The 13,553-nt window shown below is 33.8% G+C and carries 8 protein-coding genes and 2 pseudogenes; all 10 read right to left on the reverse strand.

Annotation, left to right across the window (positions count from 1 at the left end):
• Positions 1–577 (reverse strand): annotated as a pseudogene (locus CUL_RS17165) (urocanate hydratase); the annotation flags it as partial.
• Between the two features lie 232 nt (positions 578–809).
• Entirely contained in the window at positions 810–2,513 is a 1,704-nt protein-coding gene (locus CUL_RS0110200) for a sigma-54 interaction domain-containing protein (protein ID WP_005586875.1), read from the reverse strand.
• A gap of 164 nt (positions 2,514–2,677) precedes the next feature.
• Complete coding sequence (locus CUL_RS0110205; RefSeq protein WP_005586874.1) at positions 2,678–3,610, reverse strand: 1-phosphofructokinase family hexose kinase; 933 nt, start codon at positions 3,608–3,610, stop codon at positions 2,678–2,680.
• Positions 3,611–3,723: 113 nt separating this feature from the next.
• On the reverse strand, positions 3,724–7,155 hold the full coding sequence (locus CUL_RS0110210) for a pyruvate carboxylase (protein ID WP_025641520.1): 3,432 nt from the start codon (positions 7,153–7,155) through the stop codon (positions 3,724–3,726).
• 49 nt (positions 7,156–7,204) lie between these two features.
• Positions 7,205–8,206 carry an isocitrate/isopropylmalate dehydrogenase family protein gene (locus CUL_RS0110215; RefSeq protein ID WP_025641522.1) on the reverse strand — a complete coding sequence of 334 codons (1,002 nt, stop codon included), beginning with the start codon at positions 8,204–8,206 and terminating at the stop codon, positions 7,205–7,207.
• 22 nt (positions 8,207–8,228) lie between these two features.
• A complete protein-coding gene (locus CUL_RS0110220; protein ID WP_025641524.1) occupies positions 8,229–10,154 on the reverse strand; it encodes an aconitate hydratase in 1,926 nt (641 codons plus the stop codon).
• A 20-nt stretch (positions 10,155–10,174) separates the two neighbouring features.
• The gene (locus CUL_RS0110225) at positions 10,175–11,521 is read right to left on the reverse strand and encodes a hydroxymethylglutaryl-CoA lyase-like TIM-barrel protein (RefSeq protein WP_025641525.1); all 1,347 of its coding nucleotides are present in this window, start codon (positions 11,519–11,521) and stop codon (positions 10,175–10,177) included.
• A gap of 374 nt (positions 11,522–11,895) precedes the next feature.
• Positions 11,896–12,144, reverse strand: coding sequence for a P1 family peptidase (locus CUL_RS20195; protein WP_081722831.1), 249 nt, complete (start codon positions 12,142–12,144; stop codon positions 11,896–11,898).
• 23 nt (positions 12,145–12,167) lie between these two features.
• A complete protein-coding gene (locus CUL_RS0110230; protein ID WP_005586869.1) occupies positions 12,168–12,629 on the reverse strand; it encodes a ribonuclease H-like YkuK family protein in 462 nt (153 codons plus the stop codon).
• Between the two features lie 422 nt (positions 12,630–13,051).
• Positions 13,052–13,553, reverse strand: a pseudogene (locus CUL_RS17170) (hypothetical protein); the annotation flags it as partial.

Raw genomic sequence — 13,553 nt, forward strand, 5'->3', positions numbered from 1 at the left:
GTTCTTGATCATCAAACATCCCTACCATTAACGCATTGGTAATGATAACTCTTGGACTGTTAGAGGTAGATTTAAAAAGTCCTAAGGGATGTCCTGATGCTACTACTAGAGTTTGTTCTTCAGTTAGTTCTTCAAGGTATTTTTTTATTAGTCTATATTGCATCCAATTTTGGCATACTTGTCCTGTTTCTCCATAGGTCACTAATTCATATGGGTATAGAGCTACGTCAAAATCTAAGTTATTGTCTATCATCACCTGGAAAGCTTTTCCTTCAATACATTTACCTTTATACTCATCAATTGGTTTTCCATATATTCTTCCTTCTGGCCTAAATCTATAACCATATATCCTTCCATAAGTAAATAGTTCATCTAAAAATTCCGGTGCTAATTTTTCATGTAATTCTTCTGGTATATACCTTAGAGCGTTTTTTAAAGCGATTTCAGTTTCTGTTTTCGATAGTGTAAACTCTCTCTTAGGCGCTCGTCTTACCCCTTCAACAAATTTAGGCATTGGGGGCAATTCATTGTCTAATTTAATAGTCATGGCCTTACTAATATCATAATTGTTTACCATAAAAATGCCTCCTGGATTTAACTTATTTGTTACAATATTAATTGCAACTTTCGTTCCAAAATTTCAACTCATCTAACCCTTCAATTCAAGAGGTTTCTGTATATTACTTTTTATGGAATCTAAAGAATTGTTTGAATATGAAACACTTTTATATCCAAACCTTGATTTTGTTTTGTTAAATTTTGAACCAAATTGTTTGAAATTCAAACAAATGGATTAATATTATGAATATTTAATCCCTTTTTATATTATATTTTCTCATTCTATAATTTAAGCTTTGTCTTGTTATACCTAGATTTTCTGCAGTTTTGGTCACATTCCATTTATTATTATCTAAAGATTCAATAATTAGCTTTTTTTCCATTTGTTCAAGTGTTTTAGGTAATGTCTGCCTTAATTCGTCCACACTACAATCTTCTTCGTTAATCATAACAGCCATAATATAATCTGGAATATTACTTGCTCTCAAATACATATCCTCTTCATCGGTTCTTACCATTATATTCTCAATAAAATTTTCCAGCTGTCTGATGTTTCCTGGCCAACTATAGTTCTTCATTATCTCCTTTAATTTATCAGTAATAAAGCACACATCTTTATTCATAGCTATATTATTTTTAGAAATATAGTATTCAACTAACTCAAATAAATCATTTCCTCTCTCCTTAAGGGTTGGTAGATAAAGAATATACCCTGCTACTCTATAAAATAAATCCTGCCTTAATTTACCTTCTTCAATCAATTTATAAGGATCTCTACCCATTGAACTAACAACTCTACACTTAATTTGATATATCTCTTGTCCGCCAACTCTCCTAACCGATTTTTCTTGTAGCACTCTCAGTAGTTTTGCTTGTAAATTTATTGGCATAGAGTCAAGTTCATCTAAAAAGATGGTTCCTTCTCCTACTTCGTCAAATAATCCAGGAGAGTCTACTGCCCCAGTATATGCCCCTTTAGTCGTTCCAAATAATATACTTTCAAGTAAATTTTCTGGAATTGCTGAGCAATTTATCCCTATAAAGGGCTTATGCTTTCTCTTTCCGTGATTATGTATACTTTGAGCTAAAACTTCTTTACCTGTACCAGTTTTACCAACGATTAAGATATTATTATCTAACCAAGATATGGATTGGGCAACTTTTATTAATTCTTTCATAACATCACTTGAGCCAATTATATCTGCAAAGGAAAACCTTGTCCCATTTGACTTAATGGGTTTTAGACCTTTGGAATCCTCCATAAGTTGTCTTTTTAACTCCATGGTTTCTGATAATAAAGATTGTAGTTTCGTTTCATCTTTACTTATTGAGTAAACTCCAATAGTTTCACCATCTTTAACAATTGGAAAGGTGCTATATAATTTATATATAGGTTTCCCATTATTGTAGGCATGAGCTTTGTACTTATCAATTATTGGTATTCCACTATTGAATACTTCCATATGTTCAGACTTATTAATATCTTTATATCCATAAGCATCCCATATATATTTTCCAATCATATCCTTAGAATTTCTTTTCTCCAATTCCTCCATAGCATTGTTATAGATAACCACCTTTCCATCCTTATCACTTAACAATATGCCATCATTTAGATTTTCAATAATTTTCTCCAAACAATAGCATCTTGTCTCATAATCGTCATAGTCAGCTATTGGGGTAAGATAAAGAATGATTATCGGTTTCTTTGTTAATTCTATTATGTTTAAATAATATTTATCATGATTGAATTCAGCCTTTATATTTTCACCCTTTAACAAATCCCTTATCTTAATCCCTAATATGGATTCAATATTCATTCTAGGCTCAAAATCTACTGCTAACAAGTTTGTTAATTTTTCATCAATCCATAATGTTTCTCCACTCTCCCGTTTAATAATAGATACATAAGGCCTTAGTTTGGCAAGAATCTCACCAATTAATTCAATATCCATTTCATCCACCTCTTATAAAACCATTTGGATATTTGCTTTCTTATCAGGGACAATACATAGTCTACTATCCTTCTTACAATACCTTGGGAACAAGCTAGTGCGCCTATAATTATTACAATTTTAGTACTTAATGACTGGTATGTTTGCATAGATTTTAAGTTATTTCAAAACTTGGATTTAGTAATTACTATATCATTCATTATCCTTTTCATATTATTCATATCTACTTTGCCAGTTTCAGCTTCCATCACATTAGCAGTACCACAGGCTGCAGCAACTTTTAATGCGAATTCAAAATCATAATCCCTATACAAGGAAGCCACAAAGCCTCCTATCATAGCATCACCAGATCCTATCGGATTTACAACCTTAACCCTTGGCACCCTTATTCTATATATATATCCATCATGAAAAACCATGGAACCATTTTCTCCTAAGGAAATAATGACTATCTCAATATTATTTTCTGCTAAATACTTACCAGCTTGAATTAGCTCCTTTTCCGAATCAATTTTACATCCCATTATATCCTCTAATTCTTTCTTATTGGGTTTAACCAAAAAAGGCTTAGCTTCTACTCCCAATCTTAAGGCTTCTCCGCTAGTATCTAAAAAAAACTTTTTCCCTGCCTCTTTAGCCATAATAATCAAATCTGCATAAGTTTCATGGGGCAAGCCATGGGGCAAATCTCCAGAGGCACAAACCATATCAGCCTCTCGGATCATCTCCCTATAGAGTTCATAAAATTTCAACATCTCTTCTCCTGATATGGAAGGTCCTTTTTCTAAAACTTCCGTTTGACTGCCATCATCAGAGAGGATAGCTATAGAATTTCTACTTTCTTCATTAATAGGTATAAAATTATGTTTGATTCCCATAACTTCTAATTCTTCTTTAATATAATCTCCACTTCGCCCACCTAAAAAACCAGTAATCATCACGGGTTCATTAAAACCATTTATCACTTTAGTCACATTTAGTCCGTTACCACCAGCAGTATATTGAATGTCTGTAGCTATAAAAATCCTGCCTTTCTCAAAATCTTTTATATTATACCTTCTATCAATAGAAGGGTTCAAGGTTATAGTGAGAATCAAACCAAATCCCCCCTTTTTCTCCATTATACCACAATTATCCTCTGCTTTAACTTCTATAAATGATTATTCTATATATTTCTACTCCTTTCATAAGGGGGAATACCATAACCTATCTATTCTAACCTAATCAACAATTCACCGGATTCTACATTTTGTCCTTCCTTAACAAAAATGGATTTGACTGTACCTTCCACAGATGTAGTTACATGGGTTTCCATCTTCATAGCTTCTATTATAGCTACTAATTGATTTTTTCCCACCTTATCCCCTTCCCGAACTAATATTTTAGCCACTATTCCAGGAATATTTGCCCCAATCTCTAATCTATTATCTGGATCTGCCAACTGAGCAAAGTCAGATTTTTTTACTATATTGCTTGCTTTATCAAATATCTTTATAGCTCTTCTGCTATCATTTACCTCAAAATATAAGGTTCTATATCCTTCATCATCTAGCCTTCCTATTTCAAGAAGTTTAATCACTAAGACCTTTCCTTCTTCAATTTCCACCTCCCCAGTTTCCCCTTCCTTTAGACCGTAGAAAAACACATGGCTACTTATTCTACCAAAATCTCCTTCTTCTTTAATATAATCTAAATAGTCTTCAAATACCTTTGGATAAAAAACAAAGGACAAAATATCTTTCATTGAAGGATTTATATTATATTTATCTTTTAAATATTGCTCAATTTTTCCAAAATCTTCTGCTTCTAATAATTCTCCAGGTCTACCGGTTATAGGTTTTTCATCTTTTAACACTAATTTTTGAAGTTTTTTAGGAAAACCTCCCATAGGTTGTCCCATCATCCCTTTAAAATATGATACCACTGAATCTGGAAATGACATATCTTTAGCTTTATGGTAGATGTTTTCGGATGTTAAATCATTTTGCACCATGAATATAGCCATATCCCCTACTACTTTAGATGTAGGAGTAACCTTTACAATATCTCCAAGCATTTCATTTACAATCCTATACATTTCTTTAACATCATCAAATCTATGGCCTAAGCCAAAACTCTCTACTTGTGGTCTTAAGTTAGAATATTGTCCACCTGGAATCTCGTATCTATATATTTCTGCAGTCCCTGACTTTAATTCAGATTCAAATCGACTATATGTTGGCCTTATATCTCCCCAATAATCTGATATCTTCTGCAAATCATCTAAATTTAAACCAGTAGATCTTTCTGTATATTCTAAAGCTGCAACTACAGAATTTAATGCAGGTTGGCTTGTCAATCCAGCCATACTATTAAAGGCAGTATCTACTATATCTACTCCAGCTTGAGCTGCCATCAACACTGTAGCCACACCATTTCCACTGGTATCATGGGTATGGAGATGGATGGGAATATCTATTTCTTCCTTTAATGCTTTAATAAGCTTATATGCAGCCTGAGGCTTTAATAAGGATGACATATCCTTAATTCCTAATATATGAGCTCCCGTCTTTTCTATTTCTTTGGCAGTTTCTATATAATAGTCTAATGTATATTTATCCCTGTTATCATCTAAAATATCTCCTGTATAACAAATACAAGCTTCAGCTACCTTGCCTTGTTTCAACACTTCATCTATAGCTATTTCCATTCCCTTTAGCCAGTTCAAGGAATCGAATATTCTAAAAACATCTATTCCACTATTTGCTGCTTCTCTAATAAATTCCCTTATTACATTATCGGGATAATTTTTATAACCCACCCCATTTGAGCCTCTGATTAACATTTGAAATAGTATATTTGGTATCTTCTTTCTCAACAATTCCAATCTAGTCCATGGGCATTCCTTTAAAAACCTGTAACTTACATCAAAGGTTGCCCCTCCCCACATTTCTAAAGAAAATAAATCCTTCCCTAATACAGAAGTAGCTTCTGCAATTCTTAACATATCAATAGTCCTTATCCTAGTAGCCATTAAAGATTGATGAGCATCCCTCATAGTTGTATCCGTCAATAATAGTTTTTGGTTTTCCTTAATCCACTGAACTAACCCATCTGGCCCCTTATCAGCCAATATTTGTTTTGTGCCATAATAATTCCCAAGATTAGCCACCTTTGGTACTCTGGGAATATTAAAATCGGGTTTATACCCTTTAGTTTCATTTACCACCTTTTCACCAATGAATTTTAATACTTTAAGCTCTTTGTCCTCCTTAGTCTTTATTTCAAATAACTCTGGATTATATGTAATAAATCCAGTATCACATTTTCCATTTAAAAATTCTTCGTGATTTAAAACATTTATTAGAAATGGTATATTAGTCTTTACTCCCCTTATTTTCATCTCTTTCAATGCTCTGCTAACCTTTCTAGTAGCATCTTCAAAGGTTCGAGACCAACCTGTTACCTTTACTAGAAGGCTATCATAGTATGGGCCTATAATGGAACCAGAAAATCCATTACCCCCATCTAATCTTATTCCAAAGCCGGAACCAGTCCGATATTTATCGATGGTTCCAGTATCGGGTATGAAATTCTGTAATGGATCTTCAGTAGTTACCCTACATTGGATTGCGTATCCTCTCGGTTGAATATCCTCTTGCCCCTTTATCCCTATTTCCTTGGAATCCAATGGATAGCCTTCAGCTATTAGGATTTGAGCCTGAACTATATCTATACCTGTAGTCATTTCAGTAATAGTGTGTTCCACCTGTATTCTAGGGTTCACTTCAATAAAGTAATGGTTCCCGTATTTATCTAATAGAAACTCAACAGTGCCTGCACCCCTATAGTTGATAGCCTTTCCTATTTTTATTGCATCATTACATATCCTCTGTCTTTGTTCCTCTGAAATGGAAAAGGCTGGAGTATATTCGATAATCTTTTGATGTCTCCTTTGGATAGAACAATCCCTTTCATATAGATGTACTATATTCCCATATTTGTCTCCTAAAATTTGAACCTCTATATGCTTGGGTTTTTCCAAATACTTTTCTACAAATATATCATCGTTGCCAAAAGCCTTCTTTGCTTCATCCTTTGCACTATGGTATTCCTGTATTAAATCCCTTTCATTCCTAACTACCCTCATACCCCTGCCACCACCTCCAGCAGCGGCCTTTAACATAATGGGATATCCAAAATAGCTGGCAAATTTAACAACCTCTTTTTCAGAACTGATTGCCTTTTCTATTCCCGGAATAATCGGTACTCCTATAGCATCTGCCAATTTCTTAGATTTTATCTTATGCCCTAAATTCAACATCATATCATAGGTTGGACCAATAAACTCTATTCCAACCTCTTGGCATTTCCTAGCAAACTCTGGATTTTCGGATAAAAATCCATACCCTGGATGTATTGCATCAACCCCTTTTTTCAATGCCAGCTCTATAATTTCATCAATGCTTAAGTATGCTTCTATCGGCCCTTTATTCCTTCCAATTAAATAGGATTCATCTGCTTTAACCCTAAAGAGGGAATTTTTATCTTCGTCGGAATAAATTGCCACAGTTCTAATGCCCAACTCATTACAAGCTCTAAAAATCCTAATTGCAATTTCCCCTCTGTTTGCAACTAAAACTTTTTTAAATTTTTTCTTCATCTCCCATCACCTTTGGCTTCAATTATTATTTTCTTTAAAAGGAATGTATTTAACTAATTTTTTCTATGACCTTTTCCGCAAATTCCTTAGTTCCTTGTTTTCCTCCTAAATCCATAGTCCTATTTGCCTCATCCTTTAGTACAACTGATAAAGCTCTTTCTATTTTTACTGCTGCATCAAACTGGCCAATATGTTTCAACATTAGAACTCCCGATAGTATAGCAGAAATAGGATTTGCTATATTCTTATTGGAAATATCTAAAGCAGAGCCATGAACAGGCTCAAATAATGCAATCTCTTCTCCAATATTAGCACTAGGAGCTAATCCTAATCCCCCAATAAGGCCTGCAGCTAAATCGGATAATATATCCCCATATAAATTGGGAGCTACTATTACATCATAGTCTTGAGGAAATTGGACTAATTTCATGCTCATAGCGTCTACAATAACTTCTTCAAACTCTATATCTGGATAATCCTTGGCTATTTTTCTTCCAGATTCTAAAAACAGACCATCGGATAGTTTCATAATATTAGCCTTATGGACTAAGGTAACCTTTTTTCTATTTAGGTCCCTAGCCATTTGGAAGGCGTATCTACATATTCTTTCACTAGCCTTCTTAGTAATGATTTTAATACTTTCTGCCCTATTTTCATCTATCATACGTTCTACTCCTGCATAAAGATCCTCTGTATTCTCCCGAACAATAATTAAATCTACATCCTTATGCAGACTTGGGATTCCATTAAATGATTTGACGGGTCTTATATTTGCAAAAAGATCTAATTTCTTCCTTAAACTTACATTAACACTCCTAAACCCTTGACCAATAGGGGTAGTTAAGGGACCTTTTAATGCTATTTTATTTTTCTTAATACTATTGATTACATAATCAGGAAGAGGTGTCCCTTCAGTTTCTATTGTATTAGCCCCAGCTTCTACCTTATCCCAGTTTATATCAACTCCTACAGCTTCAATAATATCTACTGTAGCAGAAATTACCTCTGGTCCTATCCCATCTCCAGGAATTAAAGTTATATCATATGCCATAATCATTCCCCTTTCAGCCCATTTAAAAATCTTGTTTAGTCATAGAGTTTAATAGTCCACCAGCTCTAAGTATATTTCTTTGTCTTTCAGTAATATCTAAAACTAGAGTATATTCCTCATCCTTAGTAATGTTTTTTACTGCTATCTTATCTTCTTCAATTTGTATCAATATATTTTCTATAGCTAATTCATCATAGATATCGATAGAGTCAAAATCCATCTCATTCTGAAATATTAAAGGGAGTATTCCATTATTGATTAGATTTTGTTTGTGTATTCTAGCAAAGGATTTAGCAATTACAGCCTTAATTCCCAAATATAATGGCACTAAAGCTGCATGTTCCCGACTAGAACCCTGACCATAATTAAATCCACCTAAAATAATGCCTCCACCGTACTTCCTAGCCCTTTTTGGAAATTCTGGATCACAGGGCACTAAACAATAGTCCGATAAATAGGGAATATTCGACCTATAGGGAAGAAGTTTTGCATTAGAAGGCATTATATGGTCAGTAGTTATATCATCTCCTACTTTTATAAGAACCTTACCTTCTATATTTTCTTCCAAAGCCTTAGATTTAGGAAAAGGCTTAATATTTGGTCCCCGAATTATTTCCACTTCCCCTTCTTCCTCTGCTGGGCTAATTATCAAATTATCATTGATTAAAAACTTCTCTGGCATATCTATATCCATATCCTTTACATATTCTTCAGGACTAGTAATATAGCCAACTAAAGCAGAAACTGCTGCTACCTCAGGACTTGCTAAATAAACTTTAGCAGTGTTAGTCCCCGATCTACCTTTAAAATTTCTATTAAAAGTTCTTAAAGAAACTCCATCGGTATTAGGAGATTGTCCCATACCAATACAAGGGCCACAAGCTGACTCCAATATTCTAGCTCCTGCTGATATAAGTTTTGCCAAAGCCCCATTTTCAGCTAACATATTCAATACCTGTTTCGAGCCAGGAGAAATGACCAAAGATACATTTTCAGCTATGGTCTTTCCTTCCAATATATTAGCTACCTTCATCAAATCCATATAGGAAGAGTTGGTACAACTACCTATAGCTACTTGATTAACTTTAATTCTATCTAAAGACTTTACAGGAACTACATTGTCTGGACTATGAGGACAAGCGACTAAAGGCTCTAGTTTACCTAAATCTATGGTTATTATCTCATCATAATAAGCATCATCATCGGCTTCAAGTCTAATATAATCCTTTTCTCGTCCCTGGGCCTTTAAAAAACTACGGGTTTCCTCATCGGAAGGGAATATGGATGTAGTTGCCCCTAATTCTGCCCCCATATTAGTTATAGTTGCCCTTTCTGGCACGGTGAGACATTTAATTCCATCACCAGTATATTCAAATATCTTATTTAATCCACCTTTAACTTTATATCTTCTCAACACTTCTAAAATAATATCTTTGGCAGACACTCCTGGATTTAGTTTTCCCTTTAATTCCACCTTCACTATCTGAGGCATGGTTATATAGTATTCTCCCCCTGCCATAGCTACAGCCACATCTAGGCCACCAGCACCAATAGCTAACATCGCCAAACCACCACAGGTAGGAGTATGACTATCTGAGCCTAATAGGGTTTGCCCTGGAACGCCAAACCTTTCAAGGTGAACCTGATGGCATATTCCATTACCTGCTTTAGAGAAAAATATTCCATGTTTTTTTGCTATACTTTGAATGTATAGATGGTCATCTGCGTTCTCCGGTCCTGTTTGTAGTAAATTATGATCTATATAGGCTACAGATTTTTTAGTCTTCACCCTATCAATACCAAGAGCTTCAAACTGTAAATATGCCATAGTACCAGTTGAATCTTGGGTTAAAGTTTGGTCTATTTTTAAGCCTATTTCCTTCCCCCTATCCAATTGTCCTATTACTAAATGTTCCTTAATTATCTTTTCTGTAATCGTTAAACCCATTCTCCTTCCTCCAGTCCTATCTAAATTGCTTTTATATCTTCCTTATCTAAAATGTTTGGAATATATTTGAAAACTAATTCCTTTAACTCTTCGTTTCTAATATTGGAAGTCCTTCCATTGGCGTATTCATTATCTATCCATTTTTTTATTGCCAGAATCCTTGGATCAGTTTTATCAATTTTACTAGAATCATCCAATCTAAAATATCCATTTATCCATGCAGCAATACCAGCCAACCCAGAATAAGAATTTACCGCCACCAATGGTGGTCTGCCTAAAATCTTCTCCGTATCAAAGCTATTGTATATCTCCTTATTTTTAAGCATTCCATCTGCATGTATACCGGCTCTAGTAACATTAAATTCGCTACCAACAAAAGGAGTTCTATCTGGCACCTTATAGTTTAGCTCTTTCTCGAAATAATCCGCTATATCAACAATTATCTTTAGATTCATATTCTTAGTATTGCCTTTTATTTGTCCATATTCAAATACCATAGACTCTAAGGGACAATTACCAGTCCTTTCCCCAATGCCAAATAAAGTGGCATTAACGGAAGCCCCTCCATATAACCAGGAAGTGGTCGAATTTACAACTACATTATTAAAATCATTGTGGCCATGCCATTCTATAGATTCTGAAGGCACATGGCAGTAATACCTTAATCCATGAATAAGAGCAGGTACTGATCTTGGCAGCTCCACTCCTACATAAGGTATTCCAAGGCCTAATGTATCGCAAGCCCTTATTTTTACTGGTATATTATATTTTTTAGATAATTTCATCAGATTTTTAGCTAATGGAGCTACAAATCCAAAGAAATCTGCCCTAGTAATATCCTCAAAATGGCATCTAGGAATTATTCCATTTTCTAGTGCACTTTCTGCAATAGAAAGATAATTATACATGGCTTCCTTTCTGGTCATATTTAATTTATGGAATATATGATAATCAGAACAGGACATGAGAATTCCCGTTTCTTTTATCCCCATTTCCTTTACCAATTTAAAGTCTTCTTTATTAGCCCTAATCCATGAAGTAATCTGAGGATAGTCATATCCTTTAGCCATACATTTTTCTACTGCTTTTCTATCCTTTTCCGAATATAAGAAAAACTCCGTTTGTCTAATAATTCCAGAATCATTATCCAATTCATGAAGATAACCATAAATCCTTACCATCTGTTCTACTGTCATAGAAGACATGGACTGCTGTCCATCCCTAAAAGTTGTATCGGTAATCCAGATATCCTCTGAAGTTTCCATGGGTAGTTGAATATTATTAAATTTAACCCTTGGAAGTTCCTCATAAGGAAATACATCCTTGAAAAGATTTGGCCTTAAAGTATCGATTCCATTATAATCCATTTTCCTTCCCCCTTAATTATGTATTTGCAAGTTTTAAAGCCTACTCCTTCGTTTTTTGTATATAGAGATTTTGTTAAGAAGTTTTATAGCATAGGATTACTTCCTGGCATTGCTTTGCTTCAACCCATATCCTTGCCATTTTTAGTAGGAGTAATTGAAACAATTTTAACATAATAATTATATTATTGCAATAGATTTTTGCAAGTTTTATTTTTTCTCTTGCATTTTTTGATTTCCATATAAATCCTTTTCTACAGAAATATTAATTTTCCAATATTTAATATGGAATTTTATTAAATAAGGGTGAATATTGCAAGGAATTTATTGAGCATATAGGAAATGATAGACTAGAACACATAACCATATTTAGTACACTACACAATAGTATTTAATAACAAAAAACATCTTCCAAAATTTAGAAGATGTTTTTTGCATATTCTTTTTGATTGGCGACTACTAAGGGGTAGGTCGTTAGCTACTATGGAGATTATAGAACCCTTATCAGCTTGGGTTTCCATCTCTAATTCTTTAGCAATTTTACTACCTATATTTTTACCATCAATGATTAAATCCTTTAATAATCCATGATTAGATGGGACTAGAACTCCATCTGTTTTATCAATTTACATCCCCCTTTTATAAATATCTATTTAGTATATTTATCTGCAATTGATGAGGCAGCATAAGAATTAGGTTTTGTTTCGCAACCAAATCCACAGGCCTTTATCCATCCAACTATTTCTGGAATTAATTTGGAGGTTTGTCCCTTTTTACCTGCATCGACATGAATATTGATACCAAAATCTATCCCTTCTTTTTGCAATGTTTCCGACAGCTTAGTTGCTATATCTAAACTAGTACTGGTTTCATAGAATAATTTTTGACTTATATTGGTTATTTTTTTAACATTTTTTATATCGTAAAAAAATATGCCTCCACTACCTATTCTGTGTATGGCTACCACAATAACCGTTTTAGTATAACCAAAATTTTGGCTATCTGTACCTACGGATATATTATATGTGCTTTGGGGTGATTTTTCTATGAATTCTTTAATTATATCGATCATTCTATCATAGCTTATCCTGCCATAAGTTGGGCTATACATTATTTCCCCTCTTTCTAATGCCATTATATTTCTTTCCGTCCCTACTTATTATATCCAATAATCTCTATAATTTTAATGTAAATAATATGTATATTATATCATAAGGATAATCTTTATTAAAACTATAATCGAGGCCTTGTGTGTGTCAAGTATTCGTGGGCATCTTTCCTTCTCATGAAATCAACCGTTACAATATAATCAAGAAAAATACTTTTAATTTTATCATTTTCCAGAGTTGTCAAGCCTAAAATGCACTCCACTTCGTTACGGACTTGACAACGAAGTCTATCTTTGGGGTCATGATTTTATATTTATAGTTTTTCTTTTCTTTTTCATGTTTTCTTTTCTTTTTAGCGATATTATAGCTAAAATTAGGCATACTACCCCTTCGGAAGATAACCTATTTCGGAAGATAACCTATCTTATCTTAAAATAAGTTCAACACGGTTTTTTGTTAGATCCCTAATGGCTTTCCTACCAAATGTCATTGGTTGCCCTTCAAAAGGCATAGGAGCCTTCTTTATAGGATATATACCACTATCCTTAGGTTTCTTATTGACCTCTGCAGCTGATAGCTGCACAACCTGTTCTACTACCTCTTCTAATTTATCATCGGTGATCGTATCATCAAATAATGAATCCAATGTCTCATAAAGATTACCACTTGCTCTTAAAGCTAATAGCTTTCCTAGGGAGTTTGCCCCACTTTTTGTCCAACTCATTTTTCTACCCTTCATCCTTAGTTTTATTACATCACATACACTGGATTCCATAGTTCCCATATTTCTATACACAACTCCTTCTGGGGGTTTGGGTAATGATATGTTTCTTAATCTATACGGTATCAATCCATTATAATTATTAGCTAGATAGTTATATAATTTGTGTAATCTTTCTCTCACCTTTTCATCTTCTACATACTCG

This window comes from [Clostridium] ultunense DSM 10521 (assembly GCF_000511955.1).
Classification (GTDB): domain Bacteria; phylum Bacillota; class Clostridia; order Tissierellales; family Tepidimicrobiaceae; genus Schnuerera; species Schnuerera ultunensis.

What these genes read in the sequence shown, in the direction of transcription:
- CUL_RS0110200 (WP_005586875.1), bottom strand. Translation starts at nt 2,513, where the DNA reads ATGGATATTGAATTAATTGGTGAGATTCTTGCCAAACTAAGGCCTTAT.
- CUL_RS0110215 (WP_025641522.1), bottom strand. Translation starts at nt 8,206, where the DNA reads ATGGCATATGATATAACTTTAATTCCTGGAGATGGGATAGGACCAGAG.
- CUL_RS0110210 (WP_025641520.1), bottom strand. Translation starts at nt 7,155, where the DNA reads ATGAAGAAAAAATTTAAAAAAGTTTTAGTTGCAAACAGAGGGGAAATT.
- CUL_RS0110220 (WP_025641524.1), bottom strand. Translation starts at nt 10,154, where the DNA reads ATGGGTTTAACGATTACAGAAAAGATAATTAAGGAACATTTAGTAATA.
- CUL_RS0110230 (WP_005586869.1), bottom strand. Translation starts at nt 12,629, where the DNA reads ATGTATAGCCCAACTTATGGCAGGATAAGCTATGATAGAATGATCGAT.
- CUL_RS0110225 (WP_025641525.1), bottom strand. Translation starts at nt 11,521, where the DNA reads ATGGATTATAATGGAATCGATACTTTAAGGCCAAATCTTTTCAAGGAT.